This window comes from Mycobacterium sp. SMC-16 (genome assembly GCF_046250085.1).
GTDB classification, from domain to species: domain Bacteria; phylum Actinomycetota; class Actinomycetes; order Mycobacteriales; family Mycobacteriaceae; genus Mycobacterium; species Mycobacterium phocaicum.
The window spans coordinates 3,138,816-3,165,054 of the sequence record NZ_CP176427.1; the positions used below are offsets into that span (position 1 = coordinate 3,138,816).

At 65.2% G+C, this 26,239-nt stretch carries 19 protein-coding genes and 5 pseudogenes; 17 read left to right on the plus strand and 7 right to left on the minus strand.

Going from position 1 to position 26,239, the window contains the following annotated elements:
* Positions 1–14: 14 nt before the first annotated feature.
* Both ileS and ACJEIK_RS15145 read right to left on the minus strand, forming a co-directional pair.
* Complete coding sequence (gene ileS, locus ACJEIK_RS15140; RefSeq protein ID WP_409429944.1) at positions 15–3,161, minus strand: isoleucine--tRNA ligase; 3,147 nt, start codon at positions 3,159–3,161, stop codon at positions 15–17.
* A gap of 291 nt (positions 3,162–3,452) precedes the next feature.
* Positions 3,453–4,097, minus strand: a complete 645-nt coding sequence (locus ACJEIK_RS15145; RefSeq protein WP_267325879.1) for a hypothetical protein — start codon at positions 4,095–4,097, stop codon at positions 3,453–3,455.
* A gap of 136 nt (positions 4,098–4,233) precedes the next feature.
* Here ACJEIK_RS15145 and ACJEIK_RS15150 point away from each other — a divergent pair, with 136 nt between their 5' ends.
* The 8 genes from ACJEIK_RS15150 (at position 4,234) to ACJEIK_RS15185 (ending at position 12,400) form a co-directional block, all read left to right on the plus strand.
* The gene (locus ACJEIK_RS15150) at positions 4,234–4,587 is read left to right on the plus strand and encodes an XRE family transcriptional regulator (protein ID WP_267325880.1); all 354 of its coding nucleotides are present in this window, start codon (positions 4,234–4,236) and stop codon (positions 4,585–4,587) included.
* Between the two features lie 45 nt (positions 4,588–4,632).
* Positions 4,633–5,367, plus strand: a complete 735-nt coding sequence (locus tag ACJEIK_RS15155) for a hypothetical protein (RefSeq protein WP_267325881.1) — start codon at positions 4,633–4,635, stop codon at positions 5,365–5,367.
* Positions 5,368–5,533: 166 nt separating this feature from the next.
* Positions 5,534–7,273, plus strand: coding sequence for an AMP-binding protein (locus ACJEIK_RS15160; RefSeq protein WP_323848721.1), 1,740 nt, complete (start codon positions 5,534–5,536; stop codon positions 7,271–7,273).
* Between the two features lie 412 nt (positions 7,274–7,685).
* Positions 7,686–8,615, plus strand: a complete 930-nt coding sequence (locus ACJEIK_RS15165; protein WP_138249236.1) for an ATP-binding cassette domain-containing protein — start codon at positions 7,686–7,688, stop codon at positions 8,613–8,615.
* A complete protein-coding gene (locus ACJEIK_RS15170; RefSeq protein WP_267325883.1) occupies positions 8,612–9,355 on the plus strand; it encodes an ABC transporter permease in 744 nt (247 codons plus the stop codon). Before ACJEIK_RS15165 ends, ACJEIK_RS15170 begins: the two co-directional genes overlap by 4 nt.
* Positions 9,352–10,170 (plus strand): ABC transporter permease, encoded by an 819-nt coding sequence (locus ACJEIK_RS15175; protein ID WP_234880647.1) that lies wholly within the window; start codon positions 9,352–9,354, stop codon positions 10,168–10,170. Before ACJEIK_RS15170 ends, ACJEIK_RS15175 begins: the two co-directional genes overlap by 4 nt.
* 174 nt (positions 10,171–10,344) lie before the next feature.
* Entirely contained in the window at positions 10,345–11,031 is a 687-nt protein-coding gene (locus ACJEIK_RS15180) for a galactosyltransferase-related protein (RefSeq protein WP_234880661.1), read from the plus strand.
* 667 nt (positions 11,032–11,698) lie between these two features.
* The gene (locus tag ACJEIK_RS15185; protein WP_052583420.1) at positions 11,699–12,400 is read left to right on the plus strand and encodes a plasmid pRiA4b ORF-3 family protein; all 702 of its coding nucleotides are present in this window, start codon (positions 11,699–11,701) and stop codon (positions 12,398–12,400) included.
* A gap of 7 nt (positions 12,401–12,407) precedes the next feature.
* On the opposite strand, the gene ACJEIK_RS15190 is transcribed toward ACJEIK_RS15185, so the two are convergent.
* Complete coding sequence (locus ACJEIK_RS15190; RefSeq protein WP_052545499.1) at positions 12,408–13,730, minus strand: ISL3 family transposase; 1,323 nt, start codon at positions 13,728–13,730, stop codon at positions 12,408–12,410.
* A 160-nt stretch (positions 13,731–13,890) separates the two neighbouring features.
* Here ACJEIK_RS15190 and ACJEIK_RS15195 point away from each other — a divergent pair, with 160 nt between their 5' ends.
* Entirely contained in the window at positions 13,891–14,724 is an 834-nt protein-coding gene (locus ACJEIK_RS15195; RefSeq protein WP_409429945.1) for a glycosyltransferase family A protein, read from the plus strand.
* 200 nt (positions 14,725–14,924) lie between these two features.
* Here ACJEIK_RS15195 and ACJEIK_RS15200 read toward each other — a convergent pair.
* Positions 14,925–15,347 (minus strand): annotated as a pseudogene (locus tag ACJEIK_RS15200) (ATP-binding protein); the annotation flags it as partial.
* Positions 15,348–15,482: 135 nt separating this feature from the next.
* On the opposite strand from ACJEIK_RS15200, the gene ACJEIK_RS15205 reads away from it, so the two are divergent.
* Positions 15,483–16,796 carry an IS256 family transposase gene (locus tag ACJEIK_RS15205; RefSeq protein ID WP_067990476.1) on the plus strand — a complete coding sequence of 438 codons (1,314 nt, stop codon included), beginning with the start codon at positions 15,483–15,485 and terminating at the stop codon, positions 16,794–16,796.
* A 26-nt stretch (positions 16,797–16,822) separates the two neighbouring features.
* Here ACJEIK_RS15205 and ACJEIK_RS15210 read toward each other — a convergent pair.
* Together ACJEIK_RS15210 and istA are read right to left on the minus strand one after the other, a co-directional pair.
* Positions 16,823–17,170 (minus strand): annotated as a pseudogene (locus ACJEIK_RS15210) (ATP-binding protein); the annotation flags it as partial.
* Between the two features lie 54 nt (positions 17,171–17,224).
* Positions 17,225–18,769, minus strand: a complete 1,545-nt coding sequence (gene istA / locus ACJEIK_RS15215; RefSeq protein ID WP_109558051.1) for an IS21 family transposase — start codon at positions 18,767–18,769, stop codon at positions 17,225–17,227.
* Between the two features lie 211 nt (positions 18,770–18,980).
* Here istA and ACJEIK_RS15220 point away from each other — a divergent pair.
* From ACJEIK_RS15220 to ACJEIK_RS15245, 6 genes and pseudogenes are all read left to right on the plus strand, one after another.
* Positions 18,981–19,406: pseudogene (locus tag ACJEIK_RS15220) on the plus strand (transposase); the annotation flags it as partial.
* Positions 19,407–19,509: 103 nt separating this feature from the next.
* A pseudogene (locus ACJEIK_RS15225) lies at positions 19,510–20,256 on the plus strand (ISL3 family transposase); the annotation flags it as partial.
* A 197-nt stretch (positions 20,257–20,453) separates the two neighbouring features.
* On the plus strand, positions 20,454–21,053 hold the full coding sequence (locus ACJEIK_RS15230) for a hypothetical protein (RefSeq protein ID WP_073694344.1): 600 nt from the start codon (positions 20,454–20,456) through the stop codon (positions 21,051–21,053).
* Between the two features lie 107 nt (positions 21,054–21,160).
* Complete coding sequence (locus tag ACJEIK_RS15235) at positions 21,161–22,606, plus strand: DDE-type integrase/transposase/recombinase (protein ID WP_409429946.1); 1,446 nt, start codon at positions 21,161–21,163, stop codon at positions 22,604–22,606.
* On the plus strand, positions 22,603–23,418 hold the full coding sequence (locus ACJEIK_RS15240; protein WP_073694342.1) for an ExeA family protein: 816 nt from the start codon (positions 22,603–22,605) through the stop codon (positions 23,416–23,418). Before ACJEIK_RS15235 ends, ACJEIK_RS15240 begins: the two co-directional genes overlap by 4 nt.
* 148 nt (positions 23,419–23,566) lie before the next feature.
* Positions 23,567–24,151 (plus strand): annotated as a pseudogene (locus ACJEIK_RS15245) (transposase); the annotation flags it as partial.
* 7 nt (positions 24,152–24,158) lie between these two features.
* On the opposite strand, the gene ACJEIK_RS15250 reads toward ACJEIK_RS15245, so the two are convergent.
* Positions 24,159–24,752 carry a plasmid pRiA4b ORF-3 family protein gene (locus tag ACJEIK_RS15250; protein ID WP_409429947.1) on the minus strand — a complete coding sequence of 198 codons (594 nt, stop codon included), beginning with the start codon at positions 24,750–24,752 and terminating at the stop codon, positions 24,159–24,161.
* Positions 24,753–24,833: 81 nt separating this feature from the next.
* On the opposite strand from ACJEIK_RS15250, the gene ACJEIK_RS15255 reads away from it, so the two are divergent.
* A protein-coding gene (locus ACJEIK_RS15255; protein WP_109557065.1) for an IS3 family transposase occupies positions 24,834–26,062 on the plus strand; the annotation gives its coding sequence in 2 pieces (ribosomal slippage) (positions 24,834–25,146 and positions 25,146–26,062; 1,230 coding nt in all).
* Positions 26,063–26,239 lie beyond the last annotated feature (177 nt).

Below are 26,239 nucleotides of genomic sequence, written 5' to 3' on the forward strand. Positions count from 1 at the left end.
CGCGCCCGGGGCCGTCAGGCCTTCGCGATCGCGGCCCGGACGCCGTCACCGACGTCGGCGCCGTCGGCCAGCTCGCCCGCATCCACCACGGTGAAACCGGTGGCCAGGATCTCGCCGGCGATCAGGTCGGCGTGGGTGGTCGCCCACTGCTGCTTGTCGGCCGGCACCGCGAACGTCACGGTGATGCGGTCGGACACGTCGAGGCCCGTGGCCTTGCGCAGGTCCTGCAGCTCGCGGATCCGGTCCTTCGCCCAGCCCTCGGCTTCCAGCTCGGGAGTGACGGTGGCGTCGAGCACCACCAGACCCGCACCGTCAGGCAGCGCCGCGGTGAAGTCCGGTTCGGCCGCAACGAGTTTCGAGCTGTACTCCGCCGGCAGCAGCACGGCGGGGCCGGCGGTCAGCGTGCCGTCGGGGTTGACGACGCCCTCCCCGGCCTTGACCGCCTTGATCGCGGCCTGCACGTCCTTGCCGATGCGCGGACCCGCGACGCGCGCGTTGACGGTCAGTTCGAACTTGCCGTAGGCGTCGATGTCGTCGGACAGTTCGACGGCCTTGACGTTGAGCTCGTCGGCGATGAGATCCTTGAACGGCGCGAGGGCCGACGGATTATCTACGGCCACAGTCAGTTTCGGCAACGGCAGCCGCACGCGCAGCTTCTTGGCCTTGCGCAGCGACGAACCCGCCGAGCACACCTCGCGCACGCGGTCCATCGCCGCGACCAGCTCGGGGTCGGCCGGGACCACACCCGCTTCAGGCCAGTCCGTCAGGTGGACGGAACGCTCGTCGGTCAGCCCCTGCCACATCTTCTCGGTGGCCAGCGGCAGCAGCGGTGCGGCCAGGCGGCAGGTCACCTCGAGCACGGTGTGCAGCGTGTCGATGGCGTCGGCGTCCTCTTCCCAGAACCGCGAACGGGACCGGCGCACATACCAATTGGTGAGCGCCTCGGCGAACTGGCGCAGCTGCTCGCAGGCGCCCGAGATGTCGCACGCGTCGAGCGACTCGGTGAGGGTGTCCCGCAGGTCGGCGAGCTTGGCCAGGATGTACCGGTCCAGCACGTGCGTCGAATCCGTGCGCCACGTGCCCTTCTTCGGTGCATACAGCGCCAGGAAGGAGTACGCGTTCCAGACCGGCAGCAGCACCTGCCGGACACCGTCGCGGATGCCCTGCTCGGTGACGATCAGGTTGCCGCCCCGCAGGATCGGCGAGGCCATCAGGAACCAGCGCATGGCGTCCGAACCGTCGCGGTCGAACACCTCGGACACGTCCGGGTAGTTGCGCAGCGACTTGCTCATCTTCTGGCCGTCGTTGCCCAGCACGATGCCGTGCGCCACACAGGTCTTGAAGGCCGGGCGGTCGAACAGCGCGGTCGCCAGCACGTGCATGGTGTAGAACCAGCCGCGCGTCTGGCCGATGTACTCGACGATGAAATCGCCCGGGAAGTGAGCTTCTTCGCTCGCCGAACCGTCGAACCAGTCCTGATTCTCGAACGGGTAATGCACCTGCGCGTAGGGCATCGAGCCCGAGTCGAACCAGACATCGAAGACGTCCTCGATGCGGCGCATGGTCGATTTGCCGGTCGGATCGTCGGGGTTGGGCCGGGTCAGCTCGTCGATGTAGGGCCGGTGCAGGTTGTCGGGGCGGACGCCGAAGTCGCGTTCCAGCTCGTCGAGGCTCCCGTAGACGTCGATGCGCGGGTAGGCCGGGTCGTCGGACTTCCACACCGGAATCGGACTGCCCCAGTATCGGTTTCGCGAGATCGACCAGTCGCGGGCATTGGACAGCCACTTGCCGAACTGGCCGTCCTTGACGTGCTCGGGGTACCAGGTGATCTGCTGGTTCAGCTCGACCATCCGGTCCCGGAACTCGGTGACCTTGACGAACCACGACGACACCGCGCGGTAGATCAGCGGGTTGCGGCACCGCCAGCAGTGCGGGTAGGAGTGCTCGTAGGTCTCGTGGCGCAGCAGGACCGCTGCGTTGACCGCGGCCGGGCCGGTGCCGTTCTTGAGGTCCTTGATGATCTGCGGGTTGGCCTCGAAGACCTGCTGACCCTGATAGTCGGGCACCGTCGAATCGAACCGGCCCGTGGAGTCCACCGGCGTGACGGCGACGATCCCGGCGGCGTCACAGGTGGCCTTGTCGTCCTCGCCGTAGGCCGGCGCCATGTGGACGATGCCGGTGCCGTCCTCGGTGGTGACGAAATCACCCTGCAGCACCTGGAACGCGTTCTGCGCCTTGTCGCTGTCGACGAAGAACGCGAACGGCGGCAGGTAGTGCGTGCCCAGCAGTTCGGCGCCGAGGTAGGTGCCGACGACCACCGGCTCTTCGCCGAACTCGCGCGCATAGGCCGCCAGCCGCGGCTCGGCCAGCACGTAGTTCTGCTCGTCGGGGCCCACCACCTGCACGTAGGTGACCTCGGGGTGCACGGCGACGGCCTGGTTGGACGGCAAGGTCCACGGCGTCGTCGTCCAGACCAGGAGGCGGGCGCCGACCACCGGGCCGTCGGTCGCGACGAACCCGACGGTCAGCGCCGGGTCCTGCCGGCTCTGGTAGACGTCGTCGTCCATCCGCAGCTCGTGATTGGACAGCGGCGTCTCGTCGTTCCAGCAGTACGGCAGCACGCGGTTGCCCTCATAGGCCAGCCCCTTGTCCCACAGCTGCTTGAACGCCCAGATCACCGACTCCATGAACGTCAGGTCCAGGGTCTTGTAGTCGTTCTCGAAGTCGACCCAGCGGGCCTGGCGCGTGACGTAGGACTGCCACTCGTTCGAGTACTTCATGACCGAGGCCCGGCAGGCATCATTGAAGGCTCCGATACCCATGGCCTCGATCTGGGCCTTGTCGGAGATCCCGAGCTGGCGCTGCACCTCGAGCTCGGCTGGCAGGCCGTGGGTGTCCCAGCCGAATCGGCGCTCGACCTTGTAGCCGCGCATGGTGCGGTAGCGCGGAACGATGTCCTTGACGTAACCCGTCAGCAGGTGGCCGTAGTGCGGCAGCCCGTTGGCGAACGGCGGACCGTCGTAGAAGACGTATTCGGGGGCGCCGTCGCGGCGCGCGATGCTGGCACGGAAGGTGTCGTCACGGGCCCAGAACTCCAGGACCTCAGTCTCGAGGTCGGGGAAATTCGGTGTGCCACTGGCGGTTTTGGGGTACGCGCTCACGTCTGGTCTCCAGTGCCGTCAGCACCACGCAGGTGCTCAATCCAGGCACGGGGACGACGATCTCGCGTCTGGACGCGAGGGCCGCGGTACCACCCCGCTTGCGCACCGCCGACCCCGGAAGGTCGCAACGTGCGCCGCTCAACTGCAGGCGATGACGGGCCCACCCGTTCGGTTCTACTGAGCCGCGGCGTTGATGGCGCCGGCCGTTCTTCCGAATGCTCCCCGGTGATGGCCGGATCGATGCGAATGCAGCGATTCTAGCGGGCGCGGGCCGTCGCGGAGCACACCGGACTACTCCGCGACCGGCAGGGCCTCCGAGGCGAGCTCGATGACGGCGTAGGAGAACTGCTCGGCGAGTTCTTCCACGGTGTAGGGCTCGAACTGGTGCCGGGCATACCACCAGTCGACGTGCAAGGCGTCGTCGGCGTGGAACGCGCGGACCTCGAGCGTGTGCGCCGGGCCCGGGTGCTCGCCGTCGATGGCGGACATGCCGTAACTGAACAACACGTCGGCAACATCGTTCGGGTCGGCCGCGGCGGCCGCCAGGGCGCCGCGGACCGCCCGCACCATCGCGGTGGCGTCGACGTCCGACGCGGAGGCCACGTCCACCTCGAGCCGCCGGATCACGGCCAGGCCGCCGCCGGAGCGTTCCTTCGCTGCGGCCACGTCGACCGCGGCTCGGCCGGGCCCGATGACCCGCTCGATCGCGCGGCCGAGGGCGGCGATCAGCAGCACCTCGGCATCGACTCCCAGGTATTCGACAGCGCCCTCGAGCTCGGCGGTGATCATCGGCGACAGCGGCGCCTCGAGGCGCCGCATGTCGACCGCAGTACCGGCGGTGTCGAAGCCGCCGAACTCATAGTCGGCGACATGCATCGTCGCCGCAGCAGCAGAAGGGAGAACGGCGTCGAACTCACCGGCGTACGCAAGAGTCATGTGATGCAGACTACAACACCGTTCCCAAATTTGGGACATAGCTCCCGAAACTGTGACGCCCATGTCAATGACGGCTTAGGTGTCGCAAAAACAGTTGCTAGCAACCAAAGGGGGGGGAAGGGTCTATCGTGGCAGAGTGCCCCGAATAGACCAGAACGGCAGACAGCTCAAGGCGCTGCTCGACTACATCTTCGACGGCGACGTCGAAGCGAGGGAGATCTACGGCGCGCTAGGAACGTCGAGCAGTACGTATTACCGGCGGATCAAAGAGGCCGATTACCCCAATGCGGAAGAACTCCGCCTGGTGGCCGATCACTTCCGGCTGAGCTACCCCGACCTGCAAGTTCGGTTCGGCCTGATGAGCCACGACGACGTCATCAACTACATCCAGTCGGCACCCCTCGCGGTTGCCACGGCGGCGCCGGCGGTTCCCACACGCGCCACGAAATTGTCGGAAATGACGCGACGTGCTGATGCACCGCCGCTCTGACAAGTAAAATCTGAGCGTTCGCAGACGCCGGCAAAGGCTTGAACCATGGCTCTCACATTTCTCATCACCATCACTCTCGCCTGTATGGCGTGGAGTCTGTGGATCCGTCGCGTCACCTGGTCCTGCCGGTGGGAAGTTGCCGCGACCCTCAACATCGCGCTGCAGGCCGCGGCCGTCGCCCTGATGTCCCCGACGGCCGCCGACACGTTGGGCCGCGGTATCCACTCGCTGACCGGCGTCTGGAACCTGCCGGCCTACCTCGGCCACGACTGCTACATCGTGGCCGCCTCTGCAATCGTCTACAACGCCATCGGGCGCCTGGCCGACGATTCGGCCATGCAGAAGATGTTCACGCAGTACATCGAGCGGCCCGCGACTCTCTGCATCCCGATCCTGCTGGCCCTGTTCTCGATGAGCGTGGCCGGCCGCGAGTATTCCCCCGATCTGTTCGCCACGCCCACCGACGGCTGGCTGGCCGCCTACTGGATCGTGCTGTGCGGCACGCTCACCTACCTGCTGCTGTTCGGTGCGCGCGCGCTGTTGGTGCTGCGCAAGAACGAGGACTCGAGGCGCATCGCCAACATCTACCTGTTCGCCACCGGCAGCGGCATCCTGGCGTGCGCCACGCGCATCCTGACGTCGCTGGTGCCGGAGCTGCAGCCCCTCGAAGACGGCAAGTTCGTCTGGGTGTTCGCCTGCATGTGCGGCGGGGTCTTCGCGCTGGCATCGGCGCACTCCTGGCTGATCAAGACCAAGTGGCTCTCGAAGGCGGCCCGCTGACTCTCCACCGCGAACCGTCGGAGAGCCGTCAGCAAAAAGCCTGATACGTCAAAAACTGCGCGTATGCCTTACTCTGCTATCCGGCACCCGGTGTCAGTTTGACTGTGTTTCACCGCCTTCGACGACACCCGGCGTTCACCCCTGCCCGTATACCCCCGAGGAGGAAGTGTCCGTGATCGAGTCGTCTCTGCCGGCCGTCCTGCGCGAGCGCGCCAGCCTGCAACCCAACGACCTGGCTTTCACGTTCATGGACTACGACACCGACCCCGAAGGTGTGGCGAAGACGCTCACTTGGGCTCAGCTGTACCAGCAGAGCGTCGCGGTGGCCCAGGAACTGCGCCAGCACGGTGAGATCGGTGACCGTGTGGTGATCGTCGCGCCCCAAAGCCTCGAATACGTCGTCGGATTCCTCGGCGCCCTCGAAGCCGGCATGATAGCCGTCCCACTGACCCAGCCGATCATTGGTCACCACGACGAGCGCGTCATCTCGGTCATGAAGGATGCGCAGCCGGTCGTGGCCCTCACCACCACGGCCAGCAAGGACGCCGTCGCGCAGTACGCGACGCCGCACGACGACGGCCGCAGCCCCGTCGTCCTCGCTGTCGACGAAATGGACCTGGAGACGCGCCGTAAGCCGTTCTCCCGCCGCGAAGTTCGGCCCGAGACCGCGTACCTGCAGTACACCTCCGGCTCGACCCGCACCGCCGCCGGCGTGATGGTCTCGCACCGCAACGTCTCGGCCAACTACGAGCAGATGATCGCGGTCTTCTTCTCCGAGTGGGGCAAGGTCGCGCCGGCCGGCAGCACCGTCGTGACATGGCTGCCGCTGTACCACGACATGGGCCTGCTGCTCGGCGTCTGCACCCCGATCCTCGGCGGCTGGCACACCGTGATGACCAGCCCCATCTCGTTCCTGGTCAAGCCCGCCCGCTGGGTACAACTGATGGGCAGCCACAAGAACGTCATCACCGCCGCGCCGAACTTCGCCTTCGACCTGGCGGCCGCCCGGACCACCGACGAGGACATGGCCGGCAAGGACATGAGCAGCGTCCTGACGGTCTTCAGCGGCGCCGAGCGCGTGCAGCCGACCACCGTGAAGCGCTACATCCAGCGCTTCGCCACGTTCGGTCTGCCGGGCAAGGCCATCCGTCCCAGCTACGGCCTGGCCGAGGCCACCCTCTACGTGGCGTCGCGTGAGTCCGGTGAGCCGCCGACGGTCGTCGACTTCGACACCGAGAAGCTGGCCGACGGCATCGTCGAGCGCGTCGAGTCGGGCAGCCCGCTGATCAGCTACGGCTTCTCCCCGTCGCCCCTGGTTCGCATCGTCGACCCGGAGACCCGCCGCGAGGCCGCCGAAGGCACCGTCGGCGAGATTTGGACGCACGGCGAGAACGTGTGCGCCGGGTACTGGAACAAGCCCGAAGAAACCGAGAAGACCTTCCGCGGCGTGCTGGTCGACGCTCCCGAGGGCACCCCGTCGGACACCTGGCTGCGCACCGGCGACCTGGGCTTCATCTCCGAGGGCTCGCTGTTCATCATCGGCCGGATCAAGGACCTGCTGATCATCCGCGGGCGCAACTTGTACCCCGACGACATCGAAGCCACCGTCAGCGCGGTCTCCGGTGGCCGCACCGCAGCCGTCGGATTCGAGGAGGACGGTGTCGAGCAGTTCGCCGTCGTCATCGAGATGAAGAAGCGTGGCGACACCGAGGACGAGGTCCGCGAGAACCTGGCACAGGTCAAGCACGACATCACCTCGGCCATCTCCCAGGTGCACGGTGTGAATGCCGCCGACCTGGTGCTGGTCGGCCGGGGCTCGATCCCGATCACCACGAGTGGCAAGATCCGCCGCCAGGCCTGCACCGAGCTGTACCGCAAGGGTGAACTAGCGCGACTCGACGCCTGAGCCGGCCGCAGTGTGCGCCGATGGACGCGTACTGCAGCTGCTTGTGCCGTCGACGATGAAGAGGCGCCCGTCGACGGTGATGCTGCCGTACCCGACATTGCCGATTTGTCACGCAATTCAAACAAGGTCAATTGCGGACATCGGGAACGCGACCGCGAAATGGAGCACGAGACTCTCATTGAACGCGGTTGTTGGTGCCGCCGAAGACGGTCGGAACGCCAGCACACCGGACCTGGGAACGATCCCTGCCGGTGCGCACAACTGACCACCCGTCCGCCGGCCGACGAAAGACGACATACGGGACTCGAGCACCGATCAGACCGAGCCGCAGCAGTTCAGGAATGGGCGAGCAAAGTGTGGTCGATTACGTGGACTCGGCAATCGTCGATGCACCCCTGTAACGTGTGCACGCGTGATTGAGCTCGACCGCATCGCCAAGACATACGGGACATTTGCGGCGTTGAAGGGCATCAGCTTCTCGGTTCCGACGGGCTCCATCTGCGCTTTGCTCGGCCACAACGGCGCGGGCAAGACCACCACGGTCAAAATCCTGTCCACTCTGGTCCGACCGACATCGGGCACCGCAGTCGTGGCGGGTCACGACGTGATGCTCGAACCGGGCCGGGTCCGCGCGAACATCGGCGTGACCGGGCAGGACGCGGCGCTAGACGGATCACTCACCGGTCGCGAGAACCTCGTGCTCTTCTGTCGTCTACGCGGAATGGGCCGTCGGGCCGCCCGTCGCCGGGCCGACGAACTAGTCGAGCAGTTCGAGTTGGCATACGCCGCCGACCGTGCCGTCGCGACCTATTCGGGCGGTATGCGCCGACGCATCGACATCGCAGTGTCCCTGGTGGTTCCGCCGAAGGTGTTGTTCCTCGACGAACCCACCACGGGCTTGGACCCGCGCAGCCGTCGCGACGTGTGGAACCTGGTTTCTTCGCTGAAGGAACAAAACACCACGGTCCTGCTGACTACGCAGTATCTGGAAGAAGCTGACGTGCTCAGCGATTCGATCGTCATCGTAGATTCCGGTCAGGTCATCGCGCAGGGGACCGCCAACGAACTGAAAAGCGGGATGCGGCGCACGTACTGCCATATCAGCCCATCCGATCCAGATGATCTCGACCGCGTTGCCGAGGCACTGACCGGTTTCGCGAATATCGAAATCGACCGGGACACTGATTCAGTGGCGATCCCGGCTCTTGAAGGCGCGGCAACGCTCAGCGAGGTGCTGAACCGGATGACGACCCAGGGCATCGAGCTCGCCGATATCGGCCTGCGTAAACCGACACTCGACGAGGTCTTTCTGCACCTCACCGAGCGCGAAAGCGTCCTATGACAGCGGTGGTCGCGCTGACCGAGCGGGTGGTGACGCGCGCGGCGCGGGACCTTGACATCGTCTTCGCGGCAATTGCCCCGGTCGCAACGTTCGCCGGAGCCAATCTGGTACTGCGCCACATCATCGACACCGGCGGCATGAGCTACGCGCAGTACATGTTGCCCGCGATCATCGTGCAAGCCATGTTATTCGGCGCACTCACAACCACCGACCGGGCCGCAGAGGAGAGTTCCTCGGGTTTCAGCGACCGGCTGCGCACCCTGCCCATCTCCCCGCTGGCTCCACTCGCGGCGCGAATCCTCTACTGCCTCATCCGCGGAGGCGTGGCGCTGGTCGCGACGATTGCGGTGGGCTACGCGTTCGGATTCCGGATGGATGGCGGCGCGAGTGCGACGCTCGCCTTCGTCGCGATGGCGCTCGCCTTGACTCTGGCGCTGTCTCTGGGCTCCGACGCGCTCGGCGTCCGAGCGCGCCGAAGCGAGACATCGAGCCAATTGTTGCTGATCCCCCAGCTGCTCTTGCTCCTGCTGTCTACGGGCCTCGCCCCCTTTGAATCGTTCCCCGGCGCCTTACAGCCGTTCGTGCGTTATCAGCCCGTGTCGCAGTTAACCGAAACGCTGCGGGGATTCAGCACCGGAAACACCGACCCTGTCAATCTGGTCATCAGCCTCGCCTGGTGCGCGGGCATGCTGGTGATCTTCGGCACGATCGCCATCCGGGGACAAAGGCGGATTCCATGAACCCGACATCGAAGGATGCGGTGGCCAACTCGGTCGAATCGCGCACCGCCTCCGTGGCCGCCGAGAGTGCGGTGTTCGCCGGCCGTCTGATCACCCGGTGGCGCCGCGACCCGATGGTGCCGGTTCAGGCGTTGTTGTTCCCAACGGTGCTGCTGGTGGTTTACCACCTGCTGATCAGCAAGTCGATGGTCAAGGTGATGGGCACCGACAACATCGCGCTGGTGGTCGCGATGTGCGCGCTGGCCGGCGCCATGTCGGGCTCGTTGGCGTCGGCACTGAGCATTCCCGTGGAGCGCGATAGTGGACTATTGAGTCGGTTCTGGGTCATGCCGGTACACAGGATGAGCCCACTGAGCGGAATCCTGCTGGCGGAGGCGGTACGGACCTTCGCCGGTACACTCCTCATCGTCACAGTCGGAGCGATGTTCGGACTGCGTTTCGACAGCAGGTTGATCGGGGCGGCGCTGTTCGTCCTGATTCCGGTGTTGTGGATCGTGGTGTTTGCGACGGTGGTCATCACAGTCGCGGTTCATTCGGGCAATCGCACCATGCTCACCTGGTTTGCTACCGGCGTCATGGGTCTGGCGTTCGGTAACTCATCCGTGGTACCGGTCAAAGTTCTGCCGTCGTGGGTTCGACCGCTGATCGAATTCCAGCCGATGTCTCCGACCATCCTCGCCATGCGGGCGTTGAGCGAGGGCGGTCCGGTGCTGGCCCCGCTACTGATAACCACAGGCTGGATCGTGCTGCTAGGCGCGGTATTCCTGCCGCTGGCCGTCAGTGGCTTCCGGAAGGCGAGCGAGTCCGGAGACTGAACACATGACTGTCACGTACGTACGGCGCTGACCGACGCACCCTGGCGAGTGCCGCACTTCACATTCTGCGGCAGTCTGTGGAAGCGTGAGCAGTACGAAGCTCGACACGCAGGCATATATGCTGTCAGCAACTAGACCGCGACCCGTATGGAGAGGTTCAGACGTTTGCGCACGGTGATCCTGGTGCCCTATCGACCCGATGGTGGCAGGCGCGATGAGCTGTGGAGCTTCACAGCAGCGTGGCTCAAGAGACATCATCCCGACTACCCGATTTACATCGGCGAATCTCCCGCCGGGTTGTTCAACCGCAGCGCTGCGATCAACCACGCCGCCACTGAAGCGGGTGACTGGGACGTTGCGGTGATTTGCGATTCCGACACCCTGGTGGCACCGTCACAATTCGAGGATGCAGTCGCGCGAGCACATTCGACTGAGCTGTTGACTTCGGCCCTCACCAGGGTCGTCGAGCTCACCGAGGAGTCGACTGATCGGTTCATGGCCGACTCGGAACTGGATCCGCGAGGACTCCGCTCGGTCCGAACCCGTAAACGGGAACTGCTGACGCAGTCGTCGGTCGTTGCCGTGCCTCGCCGCCTGTGGGATGCCGTCGGCGGATTCGACGAGGAATTCTGCGGCTGGGGTTGCGAGGACAACGCCTTTTGGCTTGCCGCCGGTATTGTCGGCGGGCACGGCAAGGCGAACGGTAATCCGTCGCGTATCAGCGGTCCCGCCTATCACCTCTGGCACCCGCCGGCCACTAAAATCAAGATTCTCGACCCGGCGTTCCGGAGCAACTCACGGCGACTGCGGCGCTACAGGAAAGCGCGCACACCCGAACATCTCGCACTGTTGCGCAGCTGATTGCCCACGCCGGTAACCGGCGTTTTCGCTCTGCACTGATCCCGGTGGATACCCGCATTCACCGGGATCAGGTGTAAGCACGGATGGTGGGCGCACGAGCGGCACCATCGTGTCCATCGCACGGGGCGCTTTTGCTGCCCGCCTGCCCACCTCAAACGCGCCGGCCGCGTCGCTTGGTCGGCCGACACCGACCAGCGCCGCACGGCGGGCGACCGGTGCTGAATCTACGGCCCGAGCTAACACGCACGAAGATGGCTGGCACGCGGGCGAGTCTCCGCAAACTTTTCCCATAGGTCCAGCTGCTCACCTCTGACACTCTTCGAGGAAATCTAATAGCTGGCCAGAGGGCGAATCTACGGGCGACAACTTTGCCGGGAATTACTCTTGGTGACAAGAATAATTTTTCAGCAATTTTTACTGTGACAGAATGTGTACCTCTTCGCCAGAAATGCGGCTGAAAGTATTCAACGAAGCCACGCAGAACGAGGTATAAAGGGTCCGTTCAAAGGTACTGCCCTCGACTGCGGAGAGAAATGCAATGCTGGCTTTTATCGGCTCTTCATGATTGAGGGTGTAGAACGGTCAGCTGCTGTCGGCCTGTGATTGGGGTGTCTGGTTGGCTGGGTGTGTGCCGGAGGAGAAGCGGAAGAGTAAGAGGAAGAGCGCGGTGTCCGGGGGTGGTGTGGACCTGTCGATGCTGCAACAGCTGATGGCCGATGCTGGCCGGGATTTGTTCGCGGGAGTGTTCGATGAACCGACACCCGAGGTGGGAGCTGTGCCGGAGCGTGTGCGGGGTTTCCGGGTGCGGGTCGACCTGATGTACGCCAAGCCGCCGATCTGGCGTCGTCTGGTCCTGCCGGGTGACCTCGTGCTCGATGAGCTGCATGACGTGCTGCAGGTTGCGATGGGCTGGCAGGACGGTCATCTGCATAAGTTCGGTGTCGGGGCGGACCGGCGTACCCGTGTCTACTTCGTCACCAGATTTGATCTCAGCGAAGGCGACGACGGTCTCGTCGAGGACGGTGTGCGCCTGGATCAGGTGGTCTCCGGTAAGGGCGACCGGTTGTTCTATGACTACGACTTCGGCGACGGATGGGAGCACGTGCTGGTGGTCGAAGACGTTCTCGATGATCCACCTTCGGCTCCGGTGTGCCTGGCGGGCAAGATGGCCTGCCCGCCGGAGGATTGTGGTGGCTTGGGCGGCTATGAGGAATTGGCTGCGTGGGTTCGTGGCGGGTACGACCCGCGGGCAACACCGATGGGGCTGGGTGCGCAGGAGATGCGCGACTGGCTGCCCCGAGGCTGGCACCCCGATCGTTTCTCGGTGACCGAGACCAATGACGCTCTGGCCGCGTCGAATATGCGTTGAGGACTCTTCACTGCCGAGGTGCAAGGAGCTGAGTTCGGAAGCCTCCGGTCTCGAGCAGTGACCGGGCGATGTAGTTGGTGAGGTTGCGGAAGCCCAGCGCGGATCCGCGCAGGTGTTCGAGGCGGCCGTTGATCGCTTCGGTGGGCCCGTTGGAGGTGCCGGGGCGGTCGAAGTAGGCCAGCACGTCGGCGGCACGCTTCTTCAGGGTCCGTCCCAGGGTGATCAGTTCGGTCAGCGGCTTGGGAACGCCGGTGCTCAGCGTGGTGATCAGCGCCGCCATCATCGTGCGGCCTTTCGTGCGGTCGGGTTCACGATACGCGGCCACGGTGCGCTGATACATCTGCCAGGTGGCCTCGACTTCTGCGTGGGCGTCGGCGGCGAACAAGGCGGCCAGCCGGGTGCGCTGGCGGTCGGTGAGCAGATCGGCACCGGTGTGCAGGGTGCGTCGGCAGGTGTAGAGCGGGTCGGACTTGCGGCCGCGGTGCCCACATGTCGCCAGCTGCACCCGGCGGCGGCACTCATCGAGGGCGTTGCCAGCCAGGCGCACCACGTGGAAAGGGTCCATCACCGTCGCCGCCTCGGGCAGTTCCTCGGCGGTAGCGGTCTTGAACCCGGAGAAGCCATCCATAGCAACAACGTCCACGCCGTCACGCCAGTCCTGCGGCCGCTCGGCCAACCAGTCCTGAAACGCCTTTTTTGAGCGACCCTCGACCATGTCGAGCAGCCGAGCCGGACCGGTCCCGTCACGCACAGGGGTGAGATCGATGATGACGGTGACGTACCTGTCACCGCGACGGGTGTGCCGCCAGACGTGCTCATCGACGCCGATCACCGCCACGCCGTCGAAACGGGCCGGATCGGCGATCAGCACCCGTCGGCCTTCTGCCAGCACCGCGTTGTTGGCGGTGTTCCACGACACCGCGAGCGCTTCGGCGATGCGAGCCACGGATAGATGCTGGCAGACAATGGCTTCCAGCGCCCACCGCAGAGCACGCCGCGACAGCTTGGCACGTGGTTCGGCCATCCTGGTGGTGTCTTGTCGCCACACGTGGGCGCAGCCGGCGCACCGGTAGCGACGGATGGTCACCAGCAGTGTGGTGGGGCGCCACCCGAACGGCTCATGGGCCAGAGTACGGGTGAGGCTGTCGCGTGGGATGCCTTCTTCGCCGCAGCGACGACACCACCGGTCCTCGTCGGTCACCCGGCACGCCAGCACAGCACGGCCGGGCTCAAGGCGTTGTCCGGTCACCTGCAGCCCAAGTTCGTCGAGGCGGCAGAAAGTCGTCAGGTCAGCGCAGGCGAAGCCCGCCCGACCGGTAGCGTCAGGCACGTCGAGGTCTTTCGGATGAGGCGTGTAGGAACCCTCATTTTCGAGAGACCTCGACCCCTATCCCGGCAACGACGCGCCAACCACCTCTACACCCTCAACTGCGAAGAGCCCTTTTATCACCACAATCAGACATCCGAGAAATTCGACCGACTACGGCCAGGTGGAGGAATTCCTATCCGACACACTCGATTCGATCGCGCGGCAGGCTTGCGATGACTATGTGGTCATTGTTGTGGGCAATCAAAAGCCGGCTTTCCCGCTGCCGCCACAGATGCACTTCGTGGGCGTCAATTTTCCGCCTCCCACTGCGCAACGCGGGGCACAGACCGGGATGGGACCGGTGATTTGGGACAAAGGCACCAAGACCGGGATCGGCTTGGCCGCAGCACGTGAATTTTCTCCTGATTTTGTGATGTTCTTCGACGCCGACGACTATCTCCACCGCGATGTAGCCCGCTATGTGCATGACCATCCAGACAGTCAAGGTTGGGTGGTTCGCAAAGGTTGGATGTACTCGCGCGCCAGGAACAGCTATGTTCGGCGCAACCGGCTATTCCGGATCTGCGGCACGTCCTTCGTCGTTCCGTTTGCAGCGTTCGAGGTGCCTGATCACCTTACGGTGTCATCTACGCAGTCAGAGGTCGTCGATGCGTTCGGCGTCGACGCGATTGAGCACGTCATCGGTGATCACCGATACGCACTCGAGTGGTGGCGCGCTCGCGGACGCAGTCTCGCAGCGTTGCCGTTTTCCGCGGTGGTCTATCACGTCGATACAGGCGAAAACCACAGTGGGACCAGGATGTTGGGACCGGGACTGCCATATCGCAGGCACTTGTTGGAGGACTTTGGAATTCGTTCCCAGAAAGGTATAGCGGCCACGATCTGGTCGGCCATCGGACCCTCGGCGTTGAAGCCCGATCTTCGGCCTCGGCGGCCTTTCTTCTTGAAGCCGAGGCGGCCGCTCATCCAGCGCGGTCGGAGCGAGTTGGCGTAGTACTACAGTTGTAGCTGGGGGTCGGCGTGTTTGCGCTGATAGCTGGCTCGATGATTTCGGCGCGCTGGTCGATCGCGTCCGACCCTCGTTCGCCCGATACGAACCCGTGTCGTCGGTCACGTAATTCCCCAGGGGTTGCTGTCACGTAATTCCCCAGGTGTGGGCCTCGTGTTGGTCTTACCGGTCGGGGCGGGCGTTGTCTAGGTGGTGGTGCGGCCGGGTCGTTTCCGGGGTCGGTAGCTGGGTCCGTCCATGAGGACTTGGTGGCTGGTGTTGATCAGTCGGTCGAGTAGGGATTCGGCCACGACGGGGTTGGGGAACAGCGGGTACCAGTCTTTGGGGGCGCGGTTGCTGGTCAGGATGAGGGGTTTGCCAGCGATGGCCCGGTCGGAGACCAGATCGTAGAGATCGTCGGATTGGGTGGTGGTGTGCTCACGCATCGCGAAGTCATCGACGATCAGTACCAGGGGCCGGGTGTACTCGCGCATGCGCTGGCCGATGGTGCGGTCGGCGTGTCCGCCGGCAAGGTCGGCGAGCATGCGGGCGCATTTGACGAAGCGGATGTCCCCGCCGCGGCGGGCTACGTGATGTCCGAGTGCTTGTGCCACATGGGTTTTGCCGACGAGCAATGATCAATACCTGTGGATGAGGCCCGAGGAGGCGGCCTGAAAGTGGGCGCACCTTCCCGAGGATGATCATCACGGAATCAGGTATTCGATCAAGACCGGCGTTGGCGCGCTGGTTGGGAAGGTACGCCCATGCTCACCGTAGTTCACGATGCCGAGGAGGCCAACGGCGGCGAGGCCGGCCGGTCGTTGTTGGACGAGATCGTCCGCGACGGAGCCCGGCAGATGTTGGCCGCTGCCCTGCAGGCCGAGGTCGCCGCGTACGTGGCCGCATTCGCTGATCAGCTCGACGAGAACGGTCACCGACTGGTGGTCCGCAACGGCTATCACCAGCCGCGTGAGGTGCTGACCGCGGCCGGTGCCGTGCAGGTGAAGGCGCCGCGGGTCAACGATCGCCGTGTCGACCCCGATTCTGGTGAGCGGCAGCGGTTTTCCTCGGCGATCCTGCCGGCCTGGGCACGCAAGTCCCCGCAGATGAGTGAGGTGCTGCCGCTGCTGTATCTGCACGGCCTATCGACCAGCGACTTCGGGCCCGCACTCGAGCAGTTCCTCGGCTCGGGTGCCGGGTTGTCGGCCACCACGATCACCCGTCTGACCGCGCAGTGGCAAGACGAAGCCCGTACGTTCGCTGCCCGGGACCTGTCCGGCAGCGACTACGTCTACCTGTGGGTCGACGGCATTCACCTCAAGGTCCGCCTGGACCAGGAGAAGCTGTGCCTGCTGGTGATGCTCGGCGTGCGCGCTGACGGCCGCAAAGAGCTCGTGGCGATCACCGACGGCTATCGGGAGTCATGCGAGTCGTGGGCGGATCTGCTGCGCGACTGCAAACGACGCGGCATGACCGCCCCAGTGCTGGCCGTCGGCGATGGCGCGCTCGGGTTCTGGAAGGCGGTGCGGGAGGTATTCCCGAAGACCCGAGAGCAGCGCTGCTGGTTCCACAAGCAGGCCAACGTCCTTTCCGCACTGCCGAAGTCAGCGCATCCGGCCGCGCTGGCGGCCATCAAGGACATCTACAACGCCGAAGACATCGACAAAGCTCAGGTCGCGGTCAAGGCCTTCGCGGTTGCCTTCGGCGCGAAGTACCCGAAAGTGGTCGCCAAGATCGTCGACGACCTCGATGTCCTGCTGGAGTTCTACCACTACCCCGCCGAGCACTGGATCCATCTGCGTACCACGAATCCGATCGAATCCACCTTCGCCACAGTGCGTTTGAGAACGAAGGTCACCAAGGGTCCGGGATCGCGGGCCGCTGGATTGGCCATGGCCTACAAGCTGATCGACGCAGCCCAAGCCCGTTGGCGGGCCGTCAACGCCCCACATCTGGTCGCCCTCGTCCGCGCCGGAGCGGTCTTCCACAAAGGCAAACTGCTCGAACGGCCCACCGACATCACCCCACCGACACCACCGTCAGACGGCGATCAACACACCGAAACGGAGGTCGCCTGAAACACCCCGATCCACAGGTATTGACAATTGCTCTTGCCGACGCCGACGGGGCCGTAGAGGATGACTGATTCGCCGGCGTCGAGCCAGCGCAGGGCGGCCAGGTCGCGCAGCATCGCGGCGGGCAGTTTCGGGTTGGCGGTGAAGTCGAAGTCTTCGAAGGTGGCCTGTTCTTCGAACTTGGCGCGGCGCAATCGCCGTGTGAGAGCGGCGGATTCGCGGCGGGCGATCTCGTCTTGACAGAGGGCTTGCAGGAATTCGAGGTGGCCGAGGCCGCCGTCGCGGGTTTGGGCGAGCCGGGCATCGAGGGTGTCGAGCATGCCGGACAGTTTCAGGGTGCGCAGCGCGGTGCGTAGCGCCGGATCACAGATAGACATGGTGGGCTTCCTTTGAAGGTTGATTATGTTGCAGCAGTGTGGAATTGGTGACGATCAGGCGATGATGCCGGTATCGGTGCCGAACTGGTCGGGGCCACGCAGAAACGCCCCCGCCGCGCCGGTGCTGGCGGGCGGTTCGTCGCCGGCGTGTTCGGTGCCGGCGGCCAGGATGCCTTTGATGGTGCGGTAGGACGGGTCACCGACGGCGATGGCGCGGGCGCACGCGGCCTCCAACCGGTCGCAGCCGTGTTTGTCGCGCAGCCCGAGCACTCCTTGCGCGGCGCGCAGATGGTGGATGGCGTTGTCGGCCATGAACGCGGCGATCACCGCGACGCAGGCCGGGCCGACCAGTTCGGCGGTGCGCCGGCACCAGGTCGGGGTTTTCATCGCGAACGCGACCTTCTCCGGCGGGTAATGGGCGAAGTCGGTCGAGCGCCCCGATGGGCGGCGCACGTGGATGGCCACCACCGCATCGGCGTGAAAGACCTGTACCACGTCGCCGGCGGTGCGGGCATGCAGGCGTTGCCCGATCAGCCGCCACGGCACCGAGTACAACGCCTTGCCGACCTTGAGGTGCGCGTCGGTGCCGACGGTGCCGATCGACCAGGTGGACAGTTCAAATACTCTGGGCGGCAACCCGATCAACGCGCTGGCTTCGATCGCTTCAAACACCCGCAACGGCGGCGCGCCCTCCAGTGCCCGACACGACCTCGCCCCGGCCACCTCGATGCTCCAGCGCTGGGCGTCGGTTTGCATCGCGGGCAGCCCGTCGAACTGGCGGCCGCGCCAGAACGAATCCCGGATGTATTGCATGGGCCGTTCGACGCGGGGTTTGTCTTTGGGTTTGAACGCCCGCGCCGGGTCGATCAGGGTGCCGTAGTGGGTGGCCAGCTCGGCATAGGCGCGGTTGATCTTCGGGTCATACAGGTCGGGTTTGTCCACCCCGGTCTTGAGGTTGTCACACACCAACCGGGCCGGGACCCCGCCGAAGAACTCGAACGCCGCGACATGGCAAGCGCACCAGGTGGTTTGGTCCATCCGGATCACCGGGCGCACGAACAGGTGCCGCGAACACGCCAACACCATCACGAACGCCCACACCGCCACCCGGCGGCCCACCGCGGGATCGAACCACATGCCCAGGCGACCGTAGTCGATCTGCGCTTCACTGCCCGGCTCGACCGGCCCGCGCGGCACGGTCACCTTCGCTCGTGCCACCTCTTCCGCGAAATGTGTTGCGATCCAACGCCGAACCGAGGACTCCGACACCGCTACCGCATGCTCGTCCCGCAACCGCTGAGCGATCGTGGCGATCGTGACATCGGCATCGAGCCAGGTCTTGATCTGGTCCCGGTGCGGTTCGATCAGCGGCCAGGTCAGCGCCCGCGCCGCAGGATCGGACAGTTCCGGGAACCACCCGCCGATCAGCTCCGACCACTGTGGCGCGGTCAGCGGCTCCGTACCCGGGCCGATACCCGCCGCGACCGCCGGAGCCAAATATTTGCGGACGGTCTTGCGGTCAATGCCCAGCGACTCCGATAACTGGACCTGCGAACGGCCCGCGTGCCAGTGGGTGAACAACTCGACCAAATCGAGCATCACGATACTTCTCCTCGCCATCAGCGCCCTTCCATCCACCATCAGATGGATGCAGAGCGAACCGGTAAACGAGGCCCACACCAGGCAGACACACCGCCCAGGGTGGGGAATTACGTGACAGCCAGGGTGGGGAATTACGTGACGGACAACCCCTCAAACCTGGGGAAATACGTGACCGCTGACACCCGTTCGTCATGCCGCCGCGGGGCTGATGTTGGGATTGCTGTCGAATCTGGAACGCAAAAACTGCTGGACGATCGCCGAGGAACGCGGTGATGTAACACCCCATGGGTTGCAGCACATGCTTTCTCGCGCATCGTGGGGTGAGGAGCGGTTGCTGATGATATGCGTGACTATGTGTGGACCGCATTCGCCGACCCCGATGCAGTACTGGTCGTCGATGGAACTGGGGGACCTCAAGAAAGGGTATGGGGACCGTCGGTGTGCAACGCCAATACACCGGTACTGCAGGACGGATCGAGAACTCGCAGGTCGCGGTGTATCTGACCGACGCCGGCGCGCGTGGGCAAGCTCTGATCGATGCCGCGCTGTACCTGCCGAAATCGTGGACGCAGAATCCCGACCGGCTGGCGCGTGCGTGCCCGCCGATGTCGAGTTCGCAACCAAACCGGCTCTTCACAGATGAGGGTGTAGAGGTGGTTGGCGCGTCGTTGCCGGGATAGAGGTCGAGGTCTCTCGAAAATGAGGGTTCCTACACTCCTCATCCGAAAGACCTCGACGTGCCTGACGCTACCGGTCGGGCGGGCTTCGCCTGCGCTGACCTGACGGCTTTCTGCCGCCTCGACGAACTTGGGCTGCAGGTGACCGGACAACGCCTTGAGCCCGGCCGTGCTGTGCTGGCGTGCCGGGTGACCGACGAGGACCGGTGGTGTCGTCGCTGCGGCGAAGAAGGCATCCCACGCGACAGCCTCACCCGTACTCTGGCCCATGAGCCGTTCGGGTGGCGCCCCACCACACTGCTGGTGACCATCCGTCGCTACCGGTGCGCCGGCTGCGCCCACGTGTGGCGACAAGACACCACCAGGATGGCCGAACCACGTGCCAAGCTGTCGCGGCGTGCTCTGCGGTGGGCGCTGGAAGCCATTGTCTGCCAGCATCTATCCGTGGCTCGCATCGCCGAAGCGCTCGCGGTGTCGTGGAACACCGCCAACAACGCGGTGCTGGCAGAAGGCCGACGGGTGCTGATCGCCGATCCGGCCCGTTTCGACGGCGTGGCGGTGATCGGCGTCGATGAGCACGTCTGGCGGCACACCCGTCGCGGTGACAGGTACGTCACCGTCATCATCGATCTCACCCCTGTGCGTGACGGGACCGGTCCGGCTCGGCTGCTCGACATGGTCGAGGGTCGCTCAAAAAAGGCGTTTCAGGACTGGTTGGCCGAGCGGCCGCAGGACTGGCGTGACGGCGTGGACGTTGTTGCTATGGATGGCTTCTCCGGGTTCAAGACCGCTACCGCCGAGGAACTGTTGAGCGTCTCTGGGCGTGACGACCATGAGGCTTGGAGTCGTCGTTGATTCTGCCGATGCGGGGACGGGCTTTGGGGTGGGTTTGATCTTGGTGGTCTGCACCGTCAGTGTGACGAGGAACTGATGGGTGCACGGCGCCACCGCTGAATTCTTGGCAGATCTCTCCGGCGGCGCCGTGCGTAGTGCGAAAGGCACTGATGGTCACGGTAGAGGTCGATTCTGCGCGCGTCGAGTCACGGTTGGCCGCTGGGGAGTTGCGGTGTCCGTCGTGTGTGGGCGGGGTTCTGGCCGGGTGGGGCTATGCCCGTTCTCGTCGGGTGGTCGGGACGGCCGGGTCGGTGCGGCCGCGGCGGTCTCGATGCCGTACGTGTGCGGTGACTCATGTGTTGTTGCCGGTGACGTTGTTGCTGCGTAGGGCTTATGCCGCGGAGGTGATCTGGGAGGCGTTGGCTGCCAAGGCTGCCGGTGTGGGGCACCGCGGGATCGCGGCAAAACTCGGTGTCCCGGCGTGCACGGTGCGGGGGTGGCTGCGGGTCATCGCGGCTCGGGCCGAGGCGGTGCGGCACTGGTTCGTGACGATCGCGCTCACTGCGGGGGTGGATGTGTCGATCCCGAAGTCGACCGGCTCAGGGTGCGGGGATGTGTTGGCCGCGATCAGCACGGCGACCGAGGCGATCACTACACGGTTCGGGCCGGGGATGCTGCTCGGCGCGGTGACGGCTGCTGCGGTGGCTGTGGCTGGTAGCGGTGCTCGGCTGCTCTGTCGGGGGTGGCCACCGGCGTCGGTGGCGTGGTGATGCAACACCAGCTGCCTCTGCCGCGCGCGGTGGGAATGGTTCATCGTCGCGGGGATGGCTGCCCGGCAACGGGTTTGGGCGGCATCACTTGTTGAGGAGATGTTGGATTGACAAGCGAAGAGGCCAAGCGACGTGAACGTGCCCAGGCAGTGGGGTTGTTCCGGTATCAGTTGATCTGCCCGGCGCTCGATCCCGGACTATCGACCAAGGCTCGGGGTCGGCTGGTCCGCCAGATCGCCGCGCGGGCGCACACCGATCCGTTCGGGGCCCGGGTGCGCTACTCGCGTGACACTCTGGACCGTTGGATTCGCCGCTACCGGGCCGGCGGATTCGATGAGTTGATTCCCTCGCCCCGGTCGGTGGCCCCGCGTACCGATGCCGCGACCCTGGAGTTGGCGGCTGCACTCAAGCGGGAGAACCCGTCCCGCACCGCCGCCCAAGTCGCGCGGATCCTGCGGATCAGCGCGGGTTGGGCGCCCTCGGAATCGACGCTGCTACGCCATTTCCGCCGCTGCGAGCTGATCGGCCCGAACCTCGATGAACAGCCGGCGGTGTTCGGCCGGTTCGAAGCCGAAAACCCCAATGACCGCTGGACCGGGGACGCCCTGCACGGCCCCCGTATCGGCGGGCGCAAGACGTATCTGTTCGCTTTCATCGACGATCATTCCCGACTGCTGTGTGGGTATCGGTTCGGGTTCGCCGAAGACGCTGTGCGGCTCGGCGCTGCACTCGAGCCGGCGCTGGCCAGCCGCGGAGTCCCGGGCAGTGTCTATGTCGACAACGGCTCGGCGTTCGTGGATACCTGGCTGCTGCGGGCGTGCGCGAAACTGGGGATTCGGCTGGTGCATTCCACCCCGCACCGGCCCCAAGGACGGGGCAAGATCGAGCGGTTCTTCCGCACCGTGCGTGAGCAGTTCCTCGTCGAAATCACCGACAGTAGCGCCGAGGACCTGGCCGCGGCCGGCCTCGAGGCCCGCACCGCGCTCATCGAGCTCAACCGGTTGCTGACCGCGTGGGTAGAAACCGAGTACCACCAGCGGATTCATACCGAGACCGGGCAGTCCCCAGCCGATCGCTGGCAGCAGGGATGGTCCCGGCTGGGACGGACCCCGGCGATGCCGACCGCAGCTGATCTGACCGAGGCGTTTCTGTGGTCGGAATACCGGGTGGTGACCAAGACCGCGACAGTGTCGTTGCACGGCAACACCTTCCAGGTCGATCAAGGGTTGGTGGGACGCAAAGTGGAGTTGGTGTTCTCCCCGTTTGACCTAGAAACCGTCGAAGTGCGCTACCACGACACCAGTTACGGCAAAGCCCTGCCCCACAACATCACTCGACACGTCCATCCCAAGGCCCGGCCCGAAACTCCCGAGAATGCTGCGCCGCCGGCGACAGGGATCGACTATCTGCAGTTGACCGCGGCTATTCATCATGAGCAGATCCGCGCCGATCGGCGCATCGGCTACGACGCTCTCTTCGGCGCCCACACCCCCAAAGCCTGCGAACTACCGAGCATCACCGGCATCGACGACCAGGACGAGGCATCAGCATGAGTATCGAACGGCTGCAATCCTATTACGGCTTCACCCGGATGCCGTTCGGGCGGGGTTTGGCCCCGGCGATGCTGCACCGCCACCCCGGCCACGCCGAAGCCGTCGCCCGGATCTCCTGGTGTGTGGATCAGCACGCTATCGGAGTCATCACCGGAGAAGTCGGCGCCGGCAAGACTGTGGCGATCCGCGCCGCGACCGCCGCCCTGGATCCGGCGCGCCACGTCATCATCTACCTACCCAACCCCTCAGTCGGAGTACGCGGCATGCTGCACCACATCGTCACAGCACTGGGGCGGGTGCCCAGTTTCTACACCGCTACCCTGGCCCCGCAAGCCGCCGACGCGCTGGCCGCCGAGCACGCCGAACGCGGCCGAACCCCGGTCGTGGTCATCGATGAAGCTCACCTGCTCGACAACGCGCAAATGGAAGCCATCCGCATGCTCACCAACCACGACATGGACAGCGGGTCACCGTTCGCCGCGTTGCTGGTCGGACAACCCACCCTGCGTCAACGACTACGCCTGGGCGTGCTGGCCGCACTCGATCAACGCATCGCCGTGCGCTATGCCCTGGCCGGGATGACACCTGCCGATACCGCCGACTACATCGGCCATCACGCCAAGGTCGCCGGCCGCACCGACCCGCTGTTCTCCGACGACGCGATCACCGTGATCCACAACGCCGCACGCGGATACCCACGCGCAGTCAACAACCTCGCCCTACACGCCCTGACCGCCGCCTTCGCCGCCAAGACAGCGATCGTCGACGAGAAATCAGCTCGCATCGCCGTCACCGAAACCGGCCACGACTGAATCACTAACCACGCGACGTCACCGACCCGACGACGCCGTCACCGATCCGACCAAGGCCCTGCCCGCTCACGCGGGCAGGGCCTTCATCACTTCGACATCACCGGCAACGAGAATGACGCCATCCTTTGCACCCTCAGCGACGAGCAACAAGGAACTGCCCGAGGCGGCGACGGTGATGGACCCTTTCCACGTGGTGCGCCTGGCTGGCAACGCCCTCGATGAGTGCCGCCGCCGGGTGCAGCTGGCGACATGTGGGCACCGCGGCCGCAAGTCCGACCCGCTCTACACCTGCCGACGCACCCTGCACACCGGTGCCGATCTGCTCACCGACCGCCAGCGCACCCGGCTGGCCGCCTTGTTCGCCGCCGACGCCCACGCAGAAGTCGAGGCCACCTGGCAGATGTATCAGCGCACCGTGGCCGCGTATCGTGAACCCGACCGCACGAAAGGCCGCACGATGATGGCGGCGCTGATCACCACGCTGAGCACCGGCGTTCCCAAGCCGCTGACCGAACTGATCACCCTGGGACGGACCCTGAAGAAGCGTGCCGCCGACGTGCTGGCCTACTTCGACCGCCCCGGCACCTCCAACGGGCCCACCGAAGCGATCAACGGCCGCCTCGAACACCTGCGCGGATCCGCGCTGGGCTTCCGCAACCTCACCAACTACATCGCCCGGTCACTGCTCGAGACCGGAGGCTTCCGAACTCAGCTCCTTGCACCTCGGCAGTGAAGAGTCCTCAACGCATATTCGACGCGGCCAGAGCGTCATTGGTCTCGGTCACCGAGAAACGATCGGGGTGCCAGCCTCGGGGCAGCCAGTCGCGCATCTCCTGCGCACCCAGCCCCATCGGTGTTGCCCGCGGGTCGTACCCGCCACGAACCCACGCAGCCAATTCCTCATAGCCGCCCAAGCCACCACAATCCTCCGGCGGGCAGGCCATCTTGCCCGCCAGGCACACCGGAGCCGAAGGTGGATCATCGAGAACGTCTTCGACCACCAGCACGTGCTCCCATCCGTCGCCGAAGTCGTAGTCATAGAACAACCGGTCGCCCTTACCGGAGACCACCTGATCCAGGCGCACACCGTCCTCGACGAGACCGTCGTCGCCTTCGCTGAGATCAAATCTGGTGACGAAGTAGACACGGGTACGCCGGTCCGCCCCGACACCGAACTTATGCAGATGACCGTCCTGCCAGCCCATCGCAACCTGCAGCACGTCATGCAGCTCATCGAGCACGAGGTCACCCGGCAGGACCAGACGACGCCAGATCGGCGGCTTGGCGTACATCAGGTCGACCCGCACCCGGAAACCCCGCACACGCTCCGGCACAGCTCCCACGGGACTTGACCCCGTGTGTTGGACACGCTGAATCCCGCAAGGTTGGCGGGGGAAGCGAGATGATCCACCACGATGGCAAGGAAAAATTACCCTGACGAGTTCAAACGGGACGCGGTAGCGCTGTACCGAGACACCGAGGGCGCCACGATCACGCAGATCGCCGACGAACTCGGCATCTCCGGTGTGACGCTCTCAGCGTGGTGCAAAGCCGCCGGGGTGCCGATCAGGCACCGCAACCCCACCGCAGCAGCACAGCCGAGCCCCGGCGTTGAGACCCCAGAGCAGGAGCTGGCCCGGCTACGGGCCGAGAACAAGGCGTTACGCGCCACGGAGGCTCGGTTGTCTACCGAGCGTGACATTCTGCGGTCGGCGGCCAAGTATTTCGCCGGGGAGACGAACTGGTGAGCCGCTTCCAGTTCGTCGCCGACCACCTGCACACCTTCGAGGTGAAGTGGCTGTGCGCAGTCGTCGAGGTTGCGCGTTCATCGTTCTACGCCTGGTTGGCCGCTGCCGACGGACGCGCCGCCCGCCAGGCCGCTGACAAGGCGCTGGCCGCGCGTATCCGCACCGTGCACGATGAGGACAACACCTACGGGGCGCCGCGGATCACCGCTGAACTCAACGACGGTGCACCCGACGGTGAGCGGGTCAACCACAAGCGGGTGGCCCGGGTCATGCGCAGTGCCGGGATCGCCGGCTACCGCCGCCGGCGACGGGTGAAGACCACCACGCCGGATCCGGCCAAACAGAAAGTCCCGGACCTGCTCAACCGGGACTTCACCGCCGCGGCACCCAACGTCAAATACGTCGGCGACATCACCTACCTGCCATTGGCAAGCGGTTCGAATCTGTATCTGGCGACCGTGATCGACTGCTTCTCCGGACGGGTGGCGGGGTGGGCGATCGCCGAGCACATGCGCACCGAACTGGTCGAAGATGCCCTCAAAGCCGCTGCGGCGCTGCGCGGCTCCCTGACCGGTGCAGTGTTCCACACAGATCACGGAAGTCAGTACACCTCAAGGGATTTCGCGAACCTCTGCCGTGACTTGGAGGTCACCCAGTCTATGGGTGGCGTCGGGTCAAGTGCCGATAACGCGCTGGCCGAATCGTTCAACGCCGCCCTCAAACGCGAGATCCTGCAGGACCGCAGCCACTGGCCCGACGCTGCTACCTGCCGCCGCGAAGTGTTCCGCTGGCTGGCTCGCTACAACACCAAACGACGGCACTCCCGGTGCCGCTATTCCAGCCCTGCGACCTACGAAAGGACCCTAACACCGGCTACGCTGCCAGTAGCCGCGTAACCACAAATCCCGTGTCCACTACATGGGGGCAAGGCCCCACCTCGGGTGTCGGTTCATCGAACACTCCCGCGAACAAATCCCGGCCAGCATCGGCCATCAGCTGTTGCAGCATCGACAGGTCCACACCACCCCCGGACACCGCGCTCTTCCTCTTACTCTTCCGCTTCTCCTCCGGCA

Bases quoted from the DNA above. Each gene is read 5' to 3' on its own strand.
- ACJEIK_RS15145 (WP_267325879.1), bottom strand. From the start codon at position 4,097: ATGACTCTTGCGTACGCCGGTGAGTTCGACGCCGTTCTCCCTTCTGCT.
- ACJEIK_RS15155 (WP_267325881.1), top strand. From the start codon at position 4,633: ATGGCTCTCACATTTCTCATCACCATCACTCTCGCCTGTATGGCGTGG.
- ACJEIK_RS15170 (WP_267325883.1), top strand. From the start codon at position 8,612: ATGACAGCGGTGGTCGCGCTGACCGAGCGGGTGGTGACGCGCGCGGCG.
- ACJEIK_RS15175 (WP_234880647.1), top strand. From the start codon at position 9,352: ATGAACCCGACATCGAAGGATGCGGTGGCCAACTCGGTCGAATCGCGC.
- ACJEIK_RS15205 (WP_067990476.1), top strand. From the start codon at position 15,483: ATGCTCACCGTAGTTCACGATGCCGAGGAGGCCAACGGCGGCGAGGCC.
- istA (WP_109558051.1), bottom strand. From the start codon at position 18,769: ATGCTCGATTTGGTCGAGTTGTTCACCCACTGGCACGCGGGCCGTTCG.
- ACJEIK_RS15230 (WP_073694344.1), top strand. From the start codon at position 20,454: ATGGTCACGGTAGAGGTCGATTCTGCGCGCGTCGAGTCACGGTTGGCC.
- ACJEIK_RS15240 (WP_073694342.1), top strand. From the start codon at position 22,603: ATGAGTATCGAACGGCTGCAATCCTATTACGGCTTCACCCGGATGCCG.